The following is a 20,426-nucleotide window of genomic DNA, read 5'->3' as shown; positions in this document are numbered from 1 at the left end:
TCATGAAATTTTTCAGTAAAAAGGAGTGACTATGTCTGAAATTACAATACTTAAACCAGCATTACTGTGGAAATGGTTCGATCAAATCTGTGCAATCCCTCATCCTTCTCATCATGAAGATGCGTTAGCTAACTTTATTGTAAACTGGGCGAAAGAAAAGCATTTTTTTGTTGAACGCGATGAGGTGGGGAATGTCCTCATTCGTAAACCCGCAACAAAAGGAATGGAAAATCACACGCCTGTTGTTCTACAAGCGCACTTAGATATGGTGCCGCAAGCTAATGAAGGCAATCCACATGATTTTACCAAAGATCCGATTCAACCTTATATTGACGGGGAATGGGTGAAAGCACGAGGTACAACGTTAGGATCTGACAATGGTATCGGTTTAGCCTCTACTTTAGCGGTGTTAGAAAGCGATGATTTAGCGCATCCACCTCTTGAAGTGCTTTTAACAATGACAGAAGAAACCGGCATGGATGGCGCGAAAGGTTTGCGTCATAACTGGTTACAATCTGAGATTTTAATCAATACAGATACCGAAGAAATTGGCGAAATTTACATTGGTTGTGCGGGCGGGATTAACGCAAACTTCGAAATTCCAGTTCAATATGAAACCAATACGTTTGAGCACAGCGCACAAATCACCCTTAAAGGTTTACGTGGCGGCCACTCTGGCGGCGATATCCATACAGGGCGTGCAAATGCAATCAAAGTGTTAGCGCGAGTATTAGCAAAACTCTCTCAAAATGAACCGCACTTTGCGCTCTCTGAAATTCGTGGTGGCTCAATTCGTAATGCAATTCCTCGAGAAGCTGTAGCCGTATTAGCCTTTAATGGTAATGTAAAAGCCATAGAAAGTGCGGTAGAAAATCTAGCAGCTGTTCTTAAAGAAGAATTAGCAATTGCAGAACCTAATTTCTCACTTTTTGTAGAGTCAGCAGAAAAAGCCCATACCGTATTCACTACACAAAGTACTCAAACGGTAATTAACGCACTCAACGTATTGCCAAACGGTGTAATCCGCAATAGTGATGTAGTTAAAAATGTTGTAGAAAGTTCATTAAGTGTTGGCGTATTGAAAACAGAAGGTAACGCTGTAAAAAGCACCATTTTAGTTCGTTCATTAATTGAAAGCGGTAAATATTCTGTAACAGAAATGCTTAGCTCACTTGCAATCTTAGCGAATGCAAAAGTCGAGTTTTCTGCGCCTTATCCAGGCTGGCAACCTGTAAATGATTCAGTTATCTTAGACGTTACTCGCAAACATTATGCTGAAGTGCTAGGCGAGCAACCTGTTGTGAAAGTCATTCACGCAGGATTAGAATGTGGTCTTTTAAAAGAACATTATCCACACATTGAAATGATTTCTATCGGGCCAACAATTCGAAATGCTCACTCACCAGATGAGAAAGTGGAAATTGCAACGGTACAAACCTATTGGGATTTATTGACGAGAGTATTAGCGGACATTCCAGCAAAGTAATCCAGTATTAATCAAAAAGGGCGGTCAAAATTAAAAACGGTTTTGACCGCTATTTATTTTTATAAAAAATAGAAATGATAAAAATGAAATATTGAAGAAATATACAGGATTAGCGGAGGGAATGGGAGTTGAATTTCAGCTGTAACATTATGAAAAACAAGGATATTATTTTTTAGCATCAAAAATATAGTACAAAATATGGTACTAAAAAAATTTTTTCGTTAATTTTTGATTGCTTTTTAAGCAAATTTGAGAGCAACCCTAAATGATGATTTACCAGTGCCAAAAATCAAACTTTAAACATCTTAACCACGTAATGATAGCTCACTATCTTTTATAGTAAAAAATAAAAATTTTCGCGGGAGATTTTTTTTGTGAAGTTTAATCACTTATTCACTTCTAACGGTCATTTTTCATCGTAAACATTTGATTATAAAAGACAAAAAGACAAGTGATTAACAAGTGATACACAAGTGATAAAGTGATTAATGAAAGTGATTTATCACTTTTTTTGCCATTTAATCACTTCTAGCCACCAGCAAAAAAGAAAAATGCGATCTATTTGACCGCACTTTATTATTTGATATTTGCTTGGCTGTTTTCCTTAATCCACGTTTGAAAATATGGGCTGTTTATTTTTATTGTGCCGTTCGTGTTACGTGTAATCAGCTCTTTTCTTTCTAGCTTTCTCACTTTCCCTTGTATTGTGCTTGAGCTAATATCTTCTACTCCTAACGCCTTAGCAAAATAGGATCGTTTTTCTTTGCTATATAGCGCATTTTCGCCATTTACAACGCTCTTTAATATTTCCTGCTCTATTGAGCTTAATTCGCTCCATATCTTCATATGGTCGCCTAATTCACTCATTTGAGCAAGTCTATATTCTGATGCCTGTTTAAGTGATAGATTAGGGTTGATAATCATATCTTGAGCGATTGAGCGCATATAAAGAGGGGTAAAATTAAATCGTTCAAAGAGTTCATAAAACTGACGCTTGTCGATTTCTTGCCCTGTTCTGCTGTGATAAATATCGGCTAGAAAATCAGTAAAATCCTTGCCTAAATTTGGGAAATCTAAAGGGTGTGCAAAATGAAAAAACGGTGCTTTGTTGTCATTAAACATTGCCCGCAATCCATTTGTGCTACTCCCTGTGAAAATCACTTTTATCTTTTGTTGATTTATATCTAAACCAGTGCGCAATGAACGAATCAGACCTACTGTATGGCTCACTCTCGCCAGCTCTTGAACTTCATCAAGTAACATTAAAACGGGTTTATTGCTAGATTCTGTAATGGCATTAATAATCTGAACAAGGCTTAATTCATCAAGTTTAGTTTGAGTTTTATCTTGTAATTCAACGCCTACACCCATTAAGTCAATGGCTTTTAGTTTATCAAACAAGTTATTAGTTTTACCGTCCACCTCATCAAGAAAATGTATTAACTCGCGCGTAAAAACATTGCCCAATTCGTTACTAGTGCGATCCATAAAACTAAAATAGAACACATTAAACCCTAATTTCTCTGCTTTCGGCTTTACGTCATTAAGCAAGAATTGGGTTTTTCCCATTCTACGGGGAGCAAAAAGGGTTATAGCGTGCAATATTCCGTCTTTTAGACTTGATAATAACCGCTCTGCTAATTCAGAACGGGGGAAATAAAGCGGGTCTGCCTGTGTCATTTTTAGCCTCTTTATATTATTTTATACTCTCTTTGTATAATTATACGTTCAATGTATAAAAATGTATAAAACTTTATACTATTTCTGCTGCTTGTCGTGCAATGATGAGTGATGATTATCGCTAGTAGCTAGAGATTAAAAGGTACTCCTAAGAGGATCCCCTTTCCACGGGGTTTCGGGCGCGCGGTTTTCGGCTAATTTTTAGGTTTCTAGGCATCATCATCTTTCATCTAAAATATTAATTTTGCGGTTGTAAAAATTGAGTTGAATGTACGGTTTTGACAGGTAAGCCCATAGCGATTTTACCCCTCGCGTGCGCGTACTGGTCGCAAAACTCAATAAAAAAACGCCTAAAGTAGGCGTTCTATCATTAATAGCGTTGATGATTGATTATTATATCCCAGCGATAAGCTCAAAGGTTTGCGGTGCTTTATCCACCATACGCAACAATAAAGAGGCGTGCGCGCTAGGTTTGGTTTTGCCCTGCTCCCAACCTTGATAGGTTCTTACACTGGTTCGTAACTTCTGCGCAAAGACAGCTTGAGAAAGGTTTAATTTCTCTCTAATAGCTTTCACTTCCTCTGCCGTAATGCTTGCAGGTTCGATTCGTTCGCGAGTCTCTACTCTTAGCGTTATTTTCCCCTGTGTAAAGTCTTTATAGGCATTTAGCCCCTCTATAAGCTCATCAAATAATTCACTCATTGCTCTAGCTCCTTTGCACTAGCTAGATTTGGTATCGTGTCAAAATCATCATTTACGCGTTGCGTTATTCGCTCTAAATCATAAGTAAAAGAATAATGATTGATTTTACCAACCTGTGTGCGAAAGAATGATTTTAATAGGGATATTGAAATTATTTTGTTTTTCCCCGCCTCGTAAGTTTGTAACCACGGCTCTTCTTCGTGTGTCATATCCCTTAATTTCCATGCGGAGAATTGACCGTACTCACAATAAACATCATCTAATAGCTTGCCTATATGTTTAGGATAAATAGACTCATCAAAGTTACTAGGGGTTGGCAAAGCATCAGATTTATAGGTTTTATATGATTGATAGAGTGCGCTAACAACTGGGCCGTAATCCCATGCCTCTATAGGGTCATTAAATAATGGCTCATCGAATAATGCGATAGAAAACCCTTGCGCATAATAAACTAACTTTTGAAGTTTTAAGTTTGAGATTAAGTCATTTTCTTTAGAAGATGTGCCATATTTTGCTAGAAAATAATTTGCTACATCATAACAAGTCAGCATAATCTCCCCCCTTTTTTTAATTCATGTTTCTCTTAGGCGTTCCCCTCGATTGAGCAAGAATTTTACAGGCACATCATCAAAAAGCAACATTCAAAGGTCGTTATTTAAATATAAACGGGTGTAAATAGTGATTTATATTGCTTTATAACAAAAAAGGCTCAATGCACTGCACTAAGCCTTGTTCTTATCTCCACTACGTTTAGTAAAGTTTTACCTATGAATCAATCAGAGCTATCCACCACCTAAAAAAATAAAAAAGTGTATAGATAACTAAAAAACACCGGGCACGCTGGGCATTTGGGCACGCACCTTTAAAATCAATAACTTAAATGCGATTTTCGTGCCCAATGCACTGGGCACGGCTGGGCACAAATTGGGCACGGTGAAAGATTGATTATTTTTTGACTGGGCACGGAAAGCCTATTTTTGGGCACGGAAAGCCTATTTTTGGGCACGGAAAGGGGTAATTTGGGCACGCTATTTTTTATAAGTTATTGATATATTTATATTTTGTTGTTCTCGTGCCCAAAATGCCCAATATTTTTTAACTCATCTACACACGGAAAAAATTTTTTTTGTTTTTTTCCGTTGGTGGAATAAAAAAAAGAGCAAATCAATTATGATCTGCTCTTTATTATTGATAGTCTACACCTTTCAAAATGGGCTTTTTATTCTATTTCTTCGCTTTCCTCGTCCTCGTTTAAGATTTCCAGCACATAACATCGGATAGTTTTCCCTCCGCTTATTGTTTTGGGTAAACGGTTGAGGTATTTACGACCTCTCTCTTTTCCCTGTATTAACATTCCTGCACCCAATAAGATTTCATTTGCCTGTTTTTCATTAAAGCCTTTGATAACATCTTGAATATAAACTTGCGGAAATACCCAATATTTTTCGCTCTCTTGCAATTCTTTACTGTCGGCTAACTGGCGATAGCCTGCCGTATCGTTTGGTTCTTTCTGATTCGGATTGAAAGGAAAATCTAGAAATCTTGCCCCATTGCGTAAAAGCCAGCCATTCACCTGCTCAATGATTTGCTTTTCTTCTCGAGAATGTAGCCCATATTCATTTATCCATTCATTAAATCCGTGCAGAAGTGCGGTTTTATTTTCGCTTGTTTCCCAGCCTGTTAAATGCGCTGCCAACTGTAAAGCGGTTTCTAAAATGGCAAATCGCCCTGCCACTCGTTTTACTTGTGAGCTTGCATCATTTGGTAGCATCGCTTGCCATTGTTCGCTTAAACGCCCATATTCAACCGCTACCGCACTTTTATTTTCAAGCAGCCATTCTATCCACGCTCTGCCCATTGTGCCGTAGTAACGCCTTGTCATTGCGTTCAAATGGTCGGCATGGGCTTTACCATTGCCAAAATGATAAAACGTGCTAGTGGGCGTAATAGGGATATTTAACAGGCGGACTAATTGCCCTGCGTTAGTTTTGATATTGTCTTGTTTTAAATAAAGCTCTAAATCTTGCTCGCCCGTAGAAAATGCCAAAATACGCCAGCGGTTTAATTCTCTGTTTCCGCCGTCTTTTGCACCTTGTATTTTTCCCACACCATTAAATAACGCATAGGCGGTTTGCTCTACGTGCTTTTTGCTTGCCCCTTGTCCGATTTCATCAAGAGGAATAAAGCCATCATTACGCGCAGAAGCCTCGTTAATCAATCCTAGGCTTGTGCCGTTCCACGATAAACGGATTAAATCAGGCTCGCCATAAATTGAACTTGCAATATTGGCTATGGTGGTTTTTCCTGCGCTGGATTTACCAAATAAATGTACGCCAAAACTTTCCGCACCAATTAAGCCAATCAACGGGGCGGATAAAGAACAAGCCACGCCCAGCATCATTGAATGGTTGCCTCGGAGATATTGCCCTATTTCCCGTTGCCAGTCGCTTAGCGTACCTTTAGCTTGATAGCCTGTGCTGGTGGTTGATTTGCTGTTGAAATAAAGAGGGCGTTCAGGTTTTCCCAATACCTCGCCACTCGGCAGCACATAGGCGTTAAAGTCTGATTGCCAGCCCGTTTCATTTACGATTTGATAAATCGGCTTGTTCTGGGTATCTTGAAGAAAATCGGCTAAATGCGGTTTTAAGCGTTGGCTATTGGTAATTCTTAACCCGTTTTGTTTGAGTAATTGCCAGCCTGCACGCTCGCCAATATCCGCCCAGGGTAAGGCAATTAAAATCGGCTCGGGCTTGCCTTGTGCTTGAAATGAAAGCATTGAAAAATAATCGCTATCAGAAAGCCCAATCCCCACGACATCAACACAATCAGCCAACCATTCGCATTTATCCATCATTTCGCCCGTGTCCTTGTCTAACTTCGGCACAACCCTAAAAAGCCCCTCTATGCCATTCTCCTTGCGTTTTTCGGTGTAGGGCTGGTGGTTATCTCGGACAGGTTCACAAATTGGCTTAATTTCCCCGTGATAGGTGTCTCCATTGCGTAACCGTTGAATATATCGGCTTACATCGTCCAATACTTCGCCCGCCTCATTGCAATAAATGACACTATCTGCGCTGGTGGATTGCACGATATTTAAATAAATACGCTCAAGCGTTTCATTTGAGAGGGCTACGCCATTATTCGCCTGTATTAAGCGGATAGACTGGGTATTTTTAGGCGCAATGCGATAACTTTCTATATGCTCTAAAATCTCACTATCAATCACCACGCAAGGGAATGATTTCCCTTGCTCGCCTAGTGTGTTTTCTAACTCAATTTCTACCGCACTTTTGCCCATTTCATTAAAATGCTTTGCGATGGTTTGCGCTTGCGTGCCTATGCAGATAGTAACAAGGCTTTGCCCTGTGGGGTCTTGTTGTTTAGCGTAAGGGGCATTGATTAATTTAGCCATTTCTTGCCCCCTTGCGCTGCATCAATCCCTAATCCAATTCCTGCACATTGCTTAAATAGAAACGTATCTTTAAACTGAATCACACGAATTTGCGCAGTAGGGTAGATAGATTTAAAAGGTGCTATCGCCTCCTCTAAATCTGTACGTTCTCTTTTCCCCTCTGCGTGAATAATGGGCGCTCGCGCATTGCCTAAGACAAATTCTAGCGTGTAATGGTTTAAATTAATGGCTCTGACGTTCGTTAGTTTCCCTTGTCGAGCATAAGCGCGGTGAAGGCTTAAAATATCCCCTTTGGTTTCTCGCATTGCGACAACAGTCAGCATAAATAAATCATCAACAACATGATAGCCAGCAGTCAAAATAAAGGCGGTTTTACTCATTGCCCACCCCCTGTAATTTCTCGCCCTCGATGTGTTCAATATTTAGTCGCTCAATTTGAGCCACTACCTTGCCGAACTTATGAATCAAATAGCCGTTAGCTTGATTAAAGTCTTTTAGGGTAGATTGATTGTCTCGGCAAAATGTTACCCCTTGAGATTTAGCCAGCGCATTAAAGAGCTTTCCACCCGCTTTTAGTCGGTCGATTAAGTCCATCATTTCATCACGCATTTTTAGCTTATGATGAAAATCATCGGGGTAAACTTCTAAGCACTTACGGTTGCTATCTAAAATCAGCTTAAATTGGCGCGTCAGCTGGGCAAATTGAAAGGCTAAGGGGTTAGCATATAGTTTCCCTTGATATTTGCTTTTAACCTCGCTACATGCGTTTCCTTGCGTATTTTTAACCGCTTTGCTACTTTCGCAAATTGCTTCATACTTTCGCAGTTTGCTTTCGCAGTTTTCATTCACAACGCCAGTATTTACAAGGGATTGTGAGGAAACTAACCTTTTGGTAAATCGCTTCGCACTTTCGCAGTTTTTAACCGCGCTTTTAACCGATTCATTTTTGGTTTCGTTGTTGCTGGTGGCTTTATGGTTCATTTCATTCACGAACTGATTTATCTTTCTTTGCTCGTTGTTTTTCTTCCATTGCTCAAGCTGTGCCATTGCATTAGTTGGTTTCATTTTCTTCCCCTTTCAAAATCGTGATCACTTCTAACACTCGACCGCAAATATCGGATTGTCCTATTTCGTGCTTACATCTGATTTTTGCCTGTAACGCCTCTCTAAGCGTGCCATATTTGCCCGCTATGAATTGGTCGCCATCGTCATAAACAAAGATTAATTGATAGGGTAGGTTTACTTGCTCAGTCATTGCTTGCCTCCTGTACGCCTTCAATAAAAGCTATGCGTTCTTCCATATCAACCTTGATATAGCTCAATAGGTTCTTAATACCTTTGATAGTGTAGGCAATATCAAAAGAATCCATTTCATCGAACACATTAGGGTTGATATATAACGCCAATAACATGCTTTCTAATTGACTTAATCCATCCATCTGGAGTTTTAACAAATTAATCTGGCATTGTTCTACTTGGATAATGCGGTTAGCCATGTGCCACCTCCATTTCAGTAGATACAGAAAGGGTAGGAAGTACCGCTAAAGTGCGGTTGTTTTTGGGGTAGATTTTCATTGTTGGATTTCCGTGTTTAGTATTTTTGGAAGTATCGCCCATAGGGTGCGATACGGTCTCAACTACTCCACGAAAAGAGCGGATCTGATTCGTGCTTAAAGCCTTATTTCGATCTCTCAACCGTACCGCAAATTCGATATAAGACAACGCACCCGATTTTTCAGGAACGTGCAAGGAATGAATTTTAGGTAAAAAAATACCGCATTGATAAGGGTTGCGGTTGCCCTTTCGTGTAATAGTGCTTTCAATACTACCTACATCTTCACATTTCGGCAAGCTGTGATTATTTACAGAGAGAGGAAAACGCGCGGCTAAAGTGCGGTTATTTTGAGGATTGATTCTCGCCACCACCGCAATAAAACGATAATCAGCAGATAGGCTCAAGCGTGCCTGTTCTTCGGTGGTGGAATTAAGAGATATGACGCATAAGTTAAAATGCGATTGTGTGCGATTGACGCAAAGAAATTTGTAAATCATTTCTGCGGTGTCCTTGTATAAATTTTTAGGAACTACCGCTAGACTTGTCACGGTCGGGCGGTAGAGCATAACAGGGTGACAAACTGCCATACAAGGAAAGCAGCCAACCACTAAGGGTTGCCCATTACGCTCTACCATTGAGAGAATGATCGGATTTAGATTAAAAACAAAATCCGCATATTCTTTAGGTGTGCGAATGTTACGAACAAAAAAAGCACGGTCTAATGGCGTGCTATCGTTCGCCTTGTATAAATTCAGCTTGTCACGGCTGGCAATCACTTTTTCTGATTGCAGGGAAATCATAGCGACTTTCTGGAACGCTGGCAAGCTGTGATTATTTCCATTAGTTGAAAACGTGCGGTTGTTTTTCAGTGGGTTTTGATTAATTCTGCCAACGAATAACAAGGTATCGCCATCGGTAAAACGTGAGCGTGCTTGTTGTTCATTATCGGCAAGAAGTCTGATTTTGATTTGAGGTGCGCGAATAAGCGCGAAAATGAATTGATACATTTTGCGTAACTCCAATTGTAAACACTTGAGAGTTACCGCGTAAAGTTTCGAGGCTTTGGCGGTAACGTGTAACGGTCTCGAAAACTGCGACAATTGGAACACAGCAAAGGGCGAACCTTTACCGCTACACGCTACCATTGAGAGAAAGATTGGATTTTGAATAGATAAAACAAAATCCGCAAATTCTTTGGGTGTGCGAATGTTACGCATAAAAAAACACGCTTTAGGCGTGCTCTGCGCCAATTGTAAATAAGTCGAGTTTCGAGGCTCGGCAATCGTTTTTTGCGACTGCAGGGAAATAATGCCAAATTTCACCGCACTTTGTAAAGGGTTTAAATTGTAAAAGTTTTCATCATTGCTATAATGTTGATGAATTAACTTCATATTAATTCCTAGTTTAATTGGTTGCATAAGATAATTCCTTAGTTACGCCGTAGGGTTGTTTGTTTCCCTATGGCGTTTTGTTTTATAGGGTTGATGCAAGGCTAAAAGCCACCAGCAATAAGGCGATAAAGATTAGAAATTGCATCATCTCGGTAAAGTCATTCATTGTGTTTCTCCTTTATTCCGCTCTTTCACGCTCTGCCAGTTCGGATAATCTGCCTTTCCGCTCATGATAGCCCATATCAAGATTGATTAAGGCTGTGTTCGTTGTTTGTAATGTTTTTAATAGCTTCAGTTGCGATACATTAAACGCATCTCGAACATTGCCTACAATGCTGTGTTTAGCTTTCCATTTCCGCACATTTGAACCAATAACAAGGCTATCTAGCATTTCTTGATTTTGGCTGTAGTGATAGGCTTTAGGTTTCACGCCCGCCCGCACCAATTGCGCCTTGATTGCATCGGTCATTTCCTTGTTTCGGTCTATGCTTTCCAATCTCTCTATAGTTTTTGATAGGGTGTTTTTATATATGGCAGGTGATGAAGTTCTTAGCTGTTTTTCAGCCTCAATAAAATGCTGTCTTATTGCTCGCCCTATTTCGTTCTTTTCCATTAAACATAGGTGCTTTGCCATATCTAAAGACACGATATAATCAATCAGCTTTTGCGGTCGTGCCATCGGTGAAAGCTGTTCATTATTTGCGCTCACCAATTCGGGGGAGCTCAAATTTTCTACAACCACAAAATCTTGATTTTCGATAAAGCCTGCTTGTTTGATTCTGGCTCTAATCCATGTGGAATAATCCCGCCCCACTTTTAAGAATCGGTGCACATCTCGAACATTGATTCCGCTCACGCCATTAAAACGGTTCTGCGGATTAGCTAATAGGTTGATAATTTCTGCTTTGCTTGTATCAAGCTCTGATAAATCTAGTTCAATTCTATTTTTCATTGTCTATTTCCTTACGCTGCTTTGCGCTGTTTGGTACATTGGCTGGCGTTTATTGTGTTCATTCTGATAATAGGACGGCTGGAAATTGAGCCGTCTAAAATCCTCTGAACAATCTAAATTTTTAATCGCCTATCTCCTGTTTTCTTTTTCTCATCATCTCTAAGTGTTTTTTCGTGGTGTAAAAACTCGTTTCTAATCGCTCGTTCTTCCGTAGCCCTGCTGTCATCTTCGTGAAGTCGTCTATTTCGCACTGAATCGCTACAAGGCGCTGTTCTAACACTTCAATAACCTCATCTATCGGGTATGGCTCGTTATCGCTGTATAGGCTCATAAACGTGAAGATTTGATGCGATTTTCTATAGTGTTGAATGGCTTGTTTAAGTAGAAAAAGATTGTTTTTTGCTATGGTGCATTTCACTATAAATTCTCCTCTTGGGGTTCATCGCTAAAGGTTACGTTAATCACGGCTGGCAAGGGTTTTATATCGCCCTCAAGATTGATTGTTTGTTTATCAAAGCCTAAAACTTTTGCTTGCCCCATTACGGCAGATACTGCAGAGGATAGATTGCCCTTTTTCATTGCCTCGCTGTAAATATCTTCTAGCTTGTTCAGAATGTCGCTCACAGTAATGTTATGTTCTTTGCGGTGTTCTACCTGCAATGCCTCAATCCTTGCCTTAATCTTGCTGTTTTCCATTAAATCAAAGGCTCGGCGATTGACGGTTTCAGGCTTCATATTTTCAGCGTCATAGGCTCGGCGATAGGCTTCGCTTGCGTTACCTGTTTCAATGTAAAACAGACAAAAATCACTTTGTTTAACCGTTAATTCATTCATCATTTCTTCTTCCTTTGCCTGTTAATCCACCAGCGGTAAATAATTCACATCATCTTTGTGTTCTTGATGAATAGCCAGCACTTCGATTTGCCGTTTCAAGTCGTCAATATCTGATAGCACTACACTTAATCTATCTAAAACGAACTCTAAGCCGTCTTTGTGAGTGAATGGGATTTGTACTTTCTCCCCGTCTTCGGTGGTGGCTGTTTTGGTAATTTTGCCATCTAATGTTGCATCTGCTATTTCGTAAGTTTCCTCAATAGCTCGGTAAATACTCCATAGCGTTGCATACTCGCGTTTTTCGGTGTTGGTCTGTTGATTTGTCTTAGTCATTTTTTCAGTCGCTCCTTAGTCGTTATATTGATGATTTTGGCTTACTTCATTTTGGTGCAGTACATACACGCCCACACGGTGCGATAATCCGCTTGAATCGGTTTCTTTGCGGTAAAAGGTATCAATATGAAAGCCTTTATCTCTGAGTTCCTTAATACGTGCTGGTGGAAAGTAAATTCCTAGCTCTCGCAATTCGTTCGTGCTGTATGGGCGAACATATAAGCACTGCAAAATGTATTTCTGTTGTTCATAAACGCTAGTTGTATTGATTGCCATAATTCCGCCTTATGCTGCTGGTTTAAAACTACTAAGCCACGTCATCACATCGGCATAACGCCAACGTGAAGAACGACCTATTTTTACTGGTGGTGGTAATGCACCTGCTTTAACTTGCTTGTAAATGTAAGTGTGAGAAAGTCCACCCGATAGCGTGCGAATTTCAGACATCGCAATAAGACGGTTTTGATCTGCTTGTGATAGGTTTTCCATTTATCCCCCTTGTGTTTATAAACTGAAATAATCCACTTGTTCTGTGCGGTTCGGGGGTATTGTGGTAGGGGAAATAATAGAAAAGGGGAAATTTCCCCTAAAAAGGTTTAATTTCCCCTAAATATTTTTTGCTGGTAGGTTAGTTGGTTTTAAACTCTGATATATCTACATCTTTTAGCATATCTGCAAGGTAACGACCTGAAAACGGTACTTTATAGCCTTTCTTATCAAATGCCTTTTGTATTGCCCCGTCTGAATATTTAACACCTTGAGTAGTATCATTTTCCGCTATATTTGAGCGGATTTTACACGCCACATCTTCGCCATAAGAGACGGCAATAAATAGTTTAAGTGCTTGTTTTAATCTAATTGAAACATTTTCTTTTTCTTGATTAGCAGTTTCTGTTTTTAAGTTACTACCGTTCTCTAAAATCTTAATATGCTCTGATTTTAACAATGAAAACCCTATAACCTTTTCTAGAGCTAATCGATTTACGCCAATGCATTCTAATTCTTTTTTAACTTCATCTTTTAGAGCTGTTTTTGCTGCAATGATTGCTTTAAGGGTTCTAGATACTTGATGCTCTGGCATTGTAGAGGGTGGAAGGAAATCGCAAATAGGATCATAATCCTTTAAATCAAAAAAATAATTCCCTTTTTTTAGATATTCTTTCAAATGAAAAGAAAGGAACGCAACCGCCTCTTGAGGTGAGTCGATTTTACTTAGAATCACCTCAAAAATATAAGCAAAGTTTAAATATTCATAACGCTGCGATAACTCAAAATAACTAACGGGATCTAGTAAGTTTATATTCATGCACTCTGTCGTTATAAAAAAGTATATGGAGTAAACACAAAGCGATAATTTACCCGCCCTCTTTTTAGTTGTTTACGCCTGTTTCTGCGGGTTGCTGTGTGTTTATTATTTTACCTGCTATTTTGTACAGTTCAAGTATAAAAAATCTTCGCTTTCCTTACCTGCCACCAGCATTTGAAATTTCATCTCTATTCTTCACTCTCCAATTAGCCTTATTTCTCTGTTTTTTGGTTAAAAAATAACTTTACTCATTTCATGTATCACTTTATCACTTGTTAATCACTTCTCTTTTTACTCTATTTTCTTCTTTAAAATCAAAAAGATATAAATAGTAGAAGTGAATAAGTGAATAAGTGATTAAGATTTATAAAAAAAATCACAAGGGGTATATAAAAAAATAGACAAAAAAATAACCGATAACGTTACTTGTTATCGGCTATCGGTGGTGGCTTAATCTACTATTTTTGCAGGTGCTTGGCTCTCTACAAAATCTGCCCAATCTTGCAACATCTGCGCCCTTTGCTGTAAATACTTCGCCTTATTGTAAGTCTGCCTAATTACATTTTTACCGCTATGCGATAAAGCCTTTTCTATCCAGTCTGCGTTATATTCTCGCTCATTCAATGCAGTGCTAAGTAAATGCCTTACTCCGTGCGTGGTTAGATTGCCCACTCCGTAAGATTTAACGATAGCTTGCCTTATTGCCTCTATTGTGAGGTGTCCGTCCTTAGCTTGTGCGCTAGGAAAAACAAAAGGCGTATTAAACCCTAACGCATCATTAATCATCTTCATTTTGTTAAGGATTGCGATAGCTTGACGAGAGAGTGTAACCGTATGTAATCGCCCCTCTGGTCGGTTCTTATTGCCTTTCTGTACTAAATAACTCCAAATACCTGTATCAAAATCAATATCGCTCCATTTGGCTTTTGCTATTTCGCTTGGTCGGCTGCCTGTGAGCAATGTCAGCATCACGGCATAAAAGGATATTGGCGAAAATCGCTTATTATCCCTTGCCTCATAAAACTTAACGAGAAAGCTCCGTAATTCTTCAGGTGGTATAGTGCTCATTCCTTTAGTGATAGGCTTATCAAATTCATTGCCAATATTTGCAAGGTTGTTAGTTTCAATCAGTCCACGATGCAAAGCGTAGCGCATTACAAAATTCACGTTATTGATGATTTTTCTAACCGTCTCTAACTTTCCCTCTCTCTCTAATGGCTTAAATGCGTTGATAGCTATTAAAGGCGTGATTCTGTCGATTGGATAAGCCCCTAACGCTTTCAAAATGTGGCGTTCAAATAAAGCCCACGTATCTTTCGCTGTGCGCTCGGTAAAGTTAGCTTTTAGTTTTCTATCCTCGAACCATAAATGAGCCATCTTTTCAAAAGTGCGGTTTAATTTGTCGTTAGCCTCTTGTTGTTGCTTGTCTGCATATTCCTTAGGGTCAATATCTTTAAGCAATAAGGCGCGATATTCCTCACGCTTAATGCGTGCCTCTGCAAGCCCCATTTCTTTTAAGTTGCCAATGCTAATGTTGGTGCGTTTTTTAGTGAAAGGTTTTTGATAGTTAAACCGCCATATCTTAGAGCCAGCATTTGTAAGTTCTAATGATAAGCCGTTACCATCTCTTAAGGGGAAATCGTCCGCTTTAGCAGTGCGAATCTTCGTATCGGTTAAGGGTTGAATTATGCGTGCCATAAATTTTAGTACCATCAAAAAACAGTGAATAGCTGTTATTTACCGATTTCTAAAACATTGATTTACTTAGGCGAATTTCTGTTTTTGTACTATCGTTTTTTGAAGATTTAAGCCAGATTTGGGAGTAAATCCAAAAAAAATAGTACTATCGCCAAAATATAGTACAAAAAATGTTACTAAAAATCGTTGCTGGTAGTTTACGTTCGATTACGCCAAATTACAATAAAGCCTTATTCTAACTGGGTTTTGCTGGTGGATTATTTACGTGGGTTTATGCAGGTTTATATGGATTGGCGGAGGGGAATGGGAGTTGAACCCACCCAAGAACGCTGGCGTCCTCAACAGGATTTGAAATCCTGCCACCTCACCGGAGATGACGCCCCTCCGTGGTTGAAATTGCAGTTACTTTAGCGTAAATTAATCGGCAATTCAACGTTATTTTAAACGGATTCAAAAATGACCGCACTTTTTCAACAACTACCTTCCGTTGACAAAATTCTTAAAGCACCCCAAGGCCTACAACTCATTACCGAATTTGGTCACTCTGCAGTCGTGGCAATGTGTCGAGAATTATTAACCCAAGCTCGTCAATTTATTCAAAAAAATAATCAACTTCCTGAATATTTTTCTAATTTTGACCGCACTTTTGTAGAAATTCATTCTCGCCTACAAAAACAAAACCAAGTACAAATCAAAGCGGTGCATAATCTAACTGGTACGGTGTTGCACACAAATCTTGGGCGGGCACTTTGGTCTGAAGCAGCACAACAGGCAGCCCTTTCTACGATGCAAAAAAATGTTTCGCTTGAATATGATTTAGATGAAGGTAAGCGTAGTCATCGCGATAATTACATCAGTGAATTATTATGCAAACTCACAGGTGCTGAAGCAGCCTGTATAGTGAATAACAACACCGCTGCGGTATTGTTAATGCTGGCGACCTTTGCTCAAGGTAAAGAAGTAATTATTTCTCGTGGCGAATTAATTGAAATCGGCGGCGCATTTCGTATTCCAGATATAATGGAACAAGCTGGATGCCATTTAGTGGAAGTGGGCACCACTAATCGTACCCATCTGAAAGATTATCGTAATGTTATCACTGAAAATACGGCTTTTTTAATGAAAGTGCATAGTAGCAATTATCAAATTTGTGGTTTCACCTCTTCAGTTTCAGAAGAAGAGCTTGCGGAACTAGGCCGAGAAATGAATGTGCCTGTAGTAACTGACTTAGGTAGCGGCGCATTAGTTGATTTAAGCCAATATGGCCTACCAAAAGAACCAACCGTACAAGAAAAAGTAGCACAATGTGTGGATTTGGTCTCTTTCTCTGGCGATAAATTACTTGGTGGTGTGCAAGCAGGCATTATTGTGGGTAAAAAAGAATGGATCGAACAATTACAATCCCATCCACTCAAGCGTGTATTACGTTGCGATAAAGTCATTTTAGCAGGCTTAGAAGCCACATTACGTTTATATTTAAATCCTGAAAAATTAACTGAAAAATTACCAACTCTGCGCTTACTCACGCAACCGTTAGAACAACTCAAAATAAATGCTATGCGTCTCAAAGAGCGGTTAGAATCTCGCTTAAATTCACAATTTGAAATTCAAATTGAAGATAGCCAAGCACAAATCGGTAGCGGCTCACAACCAATGGAAAGAATCCCTTCTGTGGCTGTCACTATTGCAGAAAAAACAAACATAAAACTTTCCGCACTTTCAGCTCGCTTTAAACAACTTTCTCAACCTATTATTGGCCGAATGGAAAACGGAAAAATTTGGCTAGATTTACGTAGCCTTGCAGATATTGAAACATTATTAAATACATTGGATGAACTATGATTATTGTTACTTCAGGTCACGTTGATCACGGCAAAACAGCATTATTAAAAGCATTAACTGGCACAAGCACTGCGCATTTACCAGAAGAAAAAAAACGCGGCATGACCATTGATTTGGGGTATGCCTATCTGCCTTTAGAAAACAAAGTACTTGGCTTTATTGATGTACCTGGGCATGAGAAATTCTTGTCAAATATGCTGGTGGGCTTAGGTGGCGTGCATTATGCAATGTTAATTGTCGCTGCGGATGAAGGTATTGCGGCGCAAACGAAAGAACATTTAGCAATCTTACGCCAACTGCAATTCCACGAAATTATTGTTGTCATCACAAAAGCAGATCGTACAAATTCAGAGCAAATAGAATCGTTAATCCAAACAATTAAACAAGATTACAATTTTTTACGCGATGCTAACTACTTCGTTACCTCTGCAGAAACGGGACAAGGAATTAATGAATTACGTCATTACTTAGCTAATCTACCTGAATTATCTGATACCCAGAAACCTTTCCGCTACGCAATAGACCGAGTATTCAGCGTAAAAGGGGCGGGTACCGTCGTAACAGGCACAGCCTTTTCAGGAACAGTGAAAGTAAACGATGAAATTTACCTTCCCACTGGACAGAAAGTTCGTGTAAAAGCGATTCACGCACAAAATACATCAAGCGAACAAGGTATTGCGGGGCAACGTTTAGCGTTAAATTTAAATGCTGACTTAGACCGCACACCAATGAAACGAGGCGATTGGTTATTGCAGGATGAACCTCTCTCACCAACAGATCGCATCAGTATACAAATTTTGGCTGAAGTACCATTAAATGAAAGCCAACCTGTGCATATTTATCACGGTGCGAGTCACACTACGGGTAAGCTCACCTTATTACAGGGAAAAAATGCCGCTAAAAATGACCGCACTTTGGCTGAAATCATATTAGATTCACCATTATTCTTGGCTTTCGGAGACAAACTTATTTTACGCAGTGGCGATACAAAAACCTTAATTGCTGGCGCACGAGTATTGGAAATTAACTCGCCAAAACGTCATAAACGTACTGAAGTGCGGTTAAATTTCCTAGCGAATTTAGCATTGGCAGAGAATGCTTCGCAACGCATTGCACTTACCCTTCTACATAATGCGACAACAGCACGTCAATTAATGTGGACGGAACAACTGACTTCCTTGCAATTAGATAAAGCACTCGCTGAGCGGGACGCCGTACGTTATCAAGATTGGTGTTTTAATACTAATTACGTACAAGAAAAAACGCAGCAAATTTTAACCGCGCTTAATACCTATCACGAGCAACATAATGATCAACTTGGTGTAAGCAAAGCCAGATTATATCGAATGGCGACATTGAATCAGCCAGAAAATCTAATTCATCATTTTATCGATGAAATGCTTGATGATGGACGATTACAACAAACGCGTGGCTGGATTCATCTACCAGAGCATAAAATTCAGTTTAATACTGAAGAAAAATCACGTTGGACAGATGTATTAAACGAGTTTGAAAAAGCAAGCGGTCAAGCAATTTGGGTACGAGATATGGCAAATGCGCTCGCTATTGAGGAATCTATTATGCGTAATTTTATGTATAAAGCGGGGAAACTTGGTTACCTCACGCCAATCGTGAAAGATAGATTTTTCTTAACTGAAACCATTTATGCTTATGCAAGACTCATCAAACAAATCGCAGAAGAAAAAGGAAAAGTATCCGTAAATGAAGTACGTGATAAATTGAATTTCGGGCGCAAACTTACCGTTCAACTGATGGAATATTTCGACCGAATGGGATTTTTGCGCCGCAAAGGCAATGACCATATTCTACGCGATAAGAATGTTTTTGATTTATGATTTAAAAAGGAAAAGAGTATGAAAAAAACACTCATTGCTGCATTAATTAGTTCTGTCATATTACTCACAGGCTGCCAAGATAAAGATACTGAAGCAAAAATAAAACAACTAAATCAAACAGTAGCACAACTCAGCGCTGAAAATACCAAATTAAAAGAACAAATAGAAAAAACAGTCCAGCAATTTTTGTGGAAAATGATGAAATATTTAATCAATCTGAAATTATTAAATATCCTAAATCGAAAGAATATTACCAGTCTGAAGAAACTAAAATTGAGTATTCAATTTCAACAATAAAAACCAATATTGATTGCTTAATGATCTATTGTGGAAAAAATTGACTGAAAACGAAGAAACAAAAAATATTTCTCGTGAACAATTTGTAGCACGTTATCAAACAGCTTTTGAGGAAGACAAAAAAGAAGTAAAAGAAACACCATCTTTTGGTATTTCTCATTCTATGTGGACAGATTTTGTTGGGCAAAAAGAAAAACTTGCAACCTTTGCTATTAGTTTTTATGACTATGAAGGTGGTGCTCATGGGATAAAAGGTAATCGCTATTTCACGATTGATCTAACTACACGCCATATTTTGACATTAAACGATTTATTTAATGAAAAAGATTTACCGAAAGTAAAAACGCTTTTATGGGAACAATATAATAATAGCAATAAGGAATATGAACCTGTTATTGGAGCCGATAGTTTTAATTTATCGAACAATATTTACTTAGATTCAAGAGGTGTACATTTTATTTATGATGTCTATGAAATTGCTCCTTACGCAGCAGGAGAGCAGGATTTGTTGCTCTATTTTGGGCAACTAGAAGAATTATTTAGACCTGAATTTAAGCGAAATAACTATGTAAAATTTCTTTAAGGAAACAAACAAAAAGTGCGGTGAAAATTCACCGCACTTTTTTTATTACCGTCTTGTTTTTAATAGTTTTTCAGTCAATTCATAAGCTCGAAGTTTTGCTAACTCTTTAGAAAGTTTCGCAACAAGTAAATCATGATCTACATCTGATGCATGAGATACAATGTTCTCTTCAGCTTTACGTTTTGCTTCGCGAATACGATCAGCATCTAATTCACTACCACGGATAGCAACATCTGCTAGTACCGTAACAATATTTGGTTGAACCTCTAAAAAACCACCGGAAACATAGATAACTTCTTCATTTCCATCTTGAAGGGTAAATTTAACAATACCTGGCTTAATTGCCGTTAGCAATGGTGTGTGTCCAGGGAGAATTCCTAATTCCCCCTCAACACCTGTTGCTTGAATTTGTTTTACTTCACCTTCAAAGATTTTTCGCTCTGCGCTTACTATTGTTAAATTAAATGTCGCCATTTTTGTTCTCCTTCAAATGACTTGA

Annotated in this window: 20 protein-coding genes, 1 tRNA gene and 1 pseudogene; 4 read left to right on the top strand and 18 right to left on the bottom strand. The window is 38.9% G+C overall.

The genetic code is table 11. From position 1 onward, the window contains the following. The first annotated feature begins 31 nt into the window (after positions 1-31). Complete coding sequence (locus tag AC6H0A_RS08175; RefSeq protein ID WP_005640248.1) at positions 32-1,486, top strand: aminoacyl-histidine dipeptidase; 1,455 nt, start codon at positions 32-34, stop codon at positions 1,484-1,486. Positions 1,487-2,062: 576 nt separating this feature from the next. Here AC6H0A_RS08175 and AC6H0A_RS08170 read toward each other — a convergent pair. From AC6H0A_RS08170 to AC6H0A_RS08090, 17 genes are all read right to left on the bottom strand, one after another. Beyond that, positions 2,063-3,166: an ATP-binding protein gene (locus tag AC6H0A_RS08170; RefSeq protein ID WP_005640246.1), complete on the bottom strand. Its 1,104-nt coding sequence runs from the start codon at positions 3,164-3,166 to the stop codon at positions 2,063-2,065. Positions 3,167-3,559: 393 nt separating this feature from the next. Continuing rightward, the gene (locus AC6H0A_RS08165) at positions 3,560-3,868 is read right to left on the bottom strand and encodes a helix-turn-helix domain-containing protein (protein WP_005640244.1); all 309 of its coding nucleotides are present in this window, start codon (positions 3,866-3,868) and stop codon (positions 3,560-3,562) included. Continuing rightward, positions 3,865-4,419, bottom strand: coding sequence for a Panacea domain-containing protein (locus AC6H0A_RS08160; protein ID WP_005640243.1), 555 nt, complete (start codon positions 4,417-4,419; stop codon positions 3,865-3,867). Before AC6H0A_RS08160 ends, AC6H0A_RS08165 begins: the two co-directional genes overlap by 4 nt. 668 nt (positions 4,420-5,087) lie before the next feature. Next, complete coding sequence (locus tag AC6H0A_RS08155) at positions 5,088-7,280, bottom strand: DUF927 domain-containing protein (RefSeq protein ID WP_497512426.1); 2,193 nt, start codon at positions 7,278-7,280, stop codon at positions 5,088-5,090. Then, positions 7,268-7,660 (bottom strand): hypothetical protein, encoded by a 393-nt coding sequence (locus tag AC6H0A_RS08150; RefSeq protein ID WP_005642346.1) that lies wholly within the window; start codon positions 7,658-7,660, stop codon positions 7,268-7,270. The genes AC6H0A_RS08155 and AC6H0A_RS08150 overlap by 13 nt, the downstream gene beginning before the upstream one ends. After that, positions 7,653-8,345 carry a hypothetical protein gene (locus AC6H0A_RS08145; protein WP_179230907.1) on the bottom strand — a complete coding sequence of 231 codons (693 nt, stop codon included), beginning with the start codon at positions 8,343-8,345 and terminating at the stop codon, positions 7,653-7,655. The genes AC6H0A_RS08150 and AC6H0A_RS08145 overlap by 8 nt, the downstream gene beginning before the upstream one ends. Next, positions 8,332-8,535, bottom strand: coding sequence for a hypothetical protein (locus AC6H0A_RS08140; protein ID WP_179230906.1), 204 nt, complete (start codon positions 8,533-8,535; stop codon positions 8,332-8,334). The genes AC6H0A_RS08145 and AC6H0A_RS08140 overlap by 14 nt, the downstream gene beginning before the upstream one ends. Then, entirely contained in the window at positions 8,528-8,776 is a 249-nt protein-coding gene (locus AC6H0A_RS08135; protein WP_179230905.1) for a hypothetical protein, read from the bottom strand. Before AC6H0A_RS08135 ends, AC6H0A_RS08140 begins: the two co-directional genes overlap by 8 nt. Next, positions 8,769-10,253 (bottom strand): host cell division inhibitor Icd-like protein, encoded by a 1,485-nt coding sequence (locus AC6H0A_RS08130; RefSeq protein WP_257008505.1) that lies wholly within the window; start codon positions 10,251-10,253, stop codon positions 8,769-8,771. The genes AC6H0A_RS08135 and AC6H0A_RS08130 overlap by 8 nt, the downstream gene beginning before the upstream one ends. Before the next feature lie 151 nt (positions 10,254-10,404). Continuing rightward, on the bottom strand, positions 10,405-11,178 hold the full coding sequence (locus AC6H0A_RS08125) for an antA/AntB antirepressor family protein (RefSeq protein WP_179230904.1): 774 nt from the start codon (positions 11,176-11,178) through the stop codon (positions 10,405-10,407). A gap of 417 nt (positions 11,179-11,595) precedes the next feature. Further along, positions 11,596-12,015, bottom strand: coding sequence for a terminase small subunit (locus AC6H0A_RS08120; protein WP_005641961.1), 420 nt, complete (start codon positions 12,013-12,015; stop codon positions 11,596-11,598). Positions 12,016-12,033: 18 nt separating this feature from the next. Continuing rightward, positions 12,034-12,345 (bottom strand): hypothetical protein, encoded by a 312-nt coding sequence (locus AC6H0A_RS08115; RefSeq protein ID WP_497512620.1) that lies wholly within the window; start codon positions 12,343-12,345, stop codon positions 12,034-12,036. Positions 12,346-12,360: 15 nt separating this feature from the next. Next, on the bottom strand, positions 12,361-12,621 hold the full coding sequence (locus AC6H0A_RS08110; protein ID WP_005642579.1) for a helix-turn-helix domain-containing protein: 261 nt from the start codon (positions 12,619-12,621) through the stop codon (positions 12,361-12,363). A 9-nt stretch (positions 12,622-12,630) separates the two neighbouring features. After that, entirely contained in the window at positions 12,631-12,834 is a 204-nt protein-coding gene (locus AC6H0A_RS08105) for a helix-turn-helix transcriptional regulator (RefSeq protein WP_005642577.1), read from the bottom strand. 139 nt (positions 12,835-12,973) lie between these two features. Further along, a complete protein-coding gene (locus AC6H0A_RS08100) occupies positions 12,974-13,651 on the bottom strand; it encodes a hypothetical protein (RefSeq protein WP_179230901.1) in 678 nt (225 codons plus the stop codon). A 450-nt stretch (positions 13,652-14,101) separates the two neighbouring features. Continuing rightward, positions 14,102-15,349 (bottom strand): tyrosine-type recombinase/integrase, encoded by a 1,248-nt coding sequence (locus AC6H0A_RS08095; protein WP_179231023.1) that lies wholly within the window; start codon positions 15,347-15,349, stop codon positions 14,102-14,104. Between the two features lie 291 nt (positions 15,350-15,640). Further along, a tRNA-Sec gene (locus AC6H0A_RS08090) sits at positions 15,641-15,735 on the bottom strand. A gap of 70 nt (positions 15,736-15,805) precedes the next feature. On the opposite strand from AC6H0A_RS08090, the gene selA reads away from it, so the two are divergent. The 3 genes and pseudogenes from selA (at position 15,806) to AC6H0A_RS08075 (ending at position 19,927) form a co-directional block, all read left to right on the top strand. Beyond that, positions 15,806-17,191 carry an L-seryl-tRNA(Sec) selenium transferase gene (gene selA, locus AC6H0A_RS08085; RefSeq protein ID WP_179231022.1) on the top strand — a complete coding sequence of 462 codons (1,386 nt, stop codon included), beginning with the start codon at positions 15,806-15,808 and terminating at the stop codon, positions 17,189-17,191. Further along, a complete protein-coding gene (selB, locus tag AC6H0A_RS08080; protein WP_005642572.1) occupies positions 17,188-19,047 on the top strand; it encodes a selenocysteine-specific translation elongation factor in 1,860 nt (619 codons plus the stop codon). Before selA ends, selB begins: the two co-directional genes overlap by 4 nt. Positions 19,048-19,065: 18 nt before the next feature. Further along, positions 19,066-19,927 (top strand): annotated as a pseudogene (locus tag AC6H0A_RS08075) (DUF3298 domain-containing protein). 45 nt (positions 19,928-19,972) lie between these two features. Here the strand turns inward: AC6H0A_RS08075 and AC6H0A_RS08070 are convergent. After that, on the bottom strand, positions 19,973-20,401 hold the full coding sequence (locus tag AC6H0A_RS08070; RefSeq protein WP_005629232.1) for a F0F1 ATP synthase subunit epsilon: 429 nt from the start codon (positions 20,399-20,401) through the stop codon (positions 19,973-19,975). Between the last annotated feature and the right edge of the window lie 25 nt (positions 20,402-20,426).

The organism is Haemophilus sp. THUN1692, assembly GCF_059704395.1.
Note: the sequence above shows the minus strand (reverse complement) of the source record. Positions and strands in the feature narration are given on the sequence as shown.

Bases quoted from the DNA above. Each gene is read 5' to 3' on its own strand.
- AC6H0A_RS08175 (WP_005640248.1), top strand. From the start codon at position 32: ATGTCTGAAATTACAATACTTAAACCAGCATTACTGTGGAAATGGTTC.
- AC6H0A_RS08170 (WP_005640246.1), bottom strand. From the start codon at position 3,166: ATGACACAGGCAGACCCGCTTTATTTCCCCCGTTCTGAATTAGCAGAG.
- AC6H0A_RS08165 (WP_005640244.1), bottom strand. From the start codon at position 3,868: ATGAGTGAATTATTTGATGAGCTTATAGAGGGGCTAAATGCCTATAAA.
- AC6H0A_RS08160 (WP_005640243.1), bottom strand. From the start codon at position 4,419: ATGCTGACTTGTTATGATGTAGCAAATTATTTTCTAGCAAAATATGGC.
- AC6H0A_RS08155 (WP_497512426.1), bottom strand. From the start codon at position 7,280: ATGGCTAAATTAATCAATGCCCCTTACGCTAAACAACAAGACCCCACA.
- AC6H0A_RS08150 (WP_005642346.1), bottom strand. From the start codon at position 7,660: ATGAGTAAAACCGCCTTTATTTTGACTGCTGGCTATCATGTTGTTGAT.
- AC6H0A_RS08145 (WP_179230907.1), bottom strand. From the start codon at position 8,345: ATGAAACCAACTAATGCAATGGCACAGCTTGAGCAATGGAAGAAAAAC.
- AC6H0A_RS08140 (WP_179230906.1), bottom strand. From the start codon at position 8,535: ATGACTGAGCAAGTAAACCTACCCTATCAATTAATCTTTGTTTATGAC.
- AC6H0A_RS08135 (WP_179230905.1), bottom strand. From the start codon at position 8,776: ATGGCTAACCGCATTATCCAAGTAGAACAATGCCAGATTAATTTGTTA.
- AC6H0A_RS08130 (WP_257008505.1), bottom strand. From the start codon at position 10,253: ATGCAACCAATTAAACTAGGAATTAATATGAAGTTAATTCATCAACAT.
- AC6H0A_RS08125 (WP_179230904.1), bottom strand. From the start codon at position 11,178: ATGAAAAATAGAATTGAACTAGATTTATCAGAGCTTGATACAAGCAAA.
- AC6H0A_RS08120 (WP_005641961.1), bottom strand. From the start codon at position 12,015: ATGATGAATGAATTAACGGTTAAACAAAGTGATTTTTGTCTGTTTTAC.
- AC6H0A_RS08115 (WP_497512620.1), bottom strand. From the start codon at position 12,345: ATGACTAAGACAAATCAACAGACCAACACCGAAAAACGCGAGTATGCA.
- AC6H0A_RS08110 (WP_005642579.1), bottom strand. From the start codon at position 12,621: ATGGCAATCAATACAACTAGCGTTTATGAACAACAGAAATACATTTTG.
- AC6H0A_RS08105 (WP_005642577.1), bottom strand. From the start codon at position 12,834: ATGGAAAACCTATCACAAGCAGATCAAAACCGTCTTATTGCGATGTCT.
- AC6H0A_RS08100 (WP_179230901.1), bottom strand. From the start codon at position 13,651: ATGAATATAAACTTACTAGATCCCGTTAGTTATTTTGAGTTATCGCAG.
- AC6H0A_RS08095 (WP_179231023.1), bottom strand. From the start codon at position 15,349: ATGGCACGCATAATTCAACCCTTAACCGATACGAAGATTCGCACTGCT.
- selA (WP_179231022.1), top strand. From the start codon at position 15,806: ATGACCGCACTTTTTCAACAACTACCTTCCGTTGACAAAATTCTTAAA.
- selB (WP_005642572.1), top strand. From the start codon at position 17,188: ATGATTATTGTTACTTCAGGTCACGTTGATCACGGCAAAACAGCATTA.
- AC6H0A_RS08070 (WP_005629232.1), bottom strand. From the start codon at position 20,401: ATGGCGACATTTAATTTAACAATAGTAAGCGCAGAGCGAAAAATCTTT.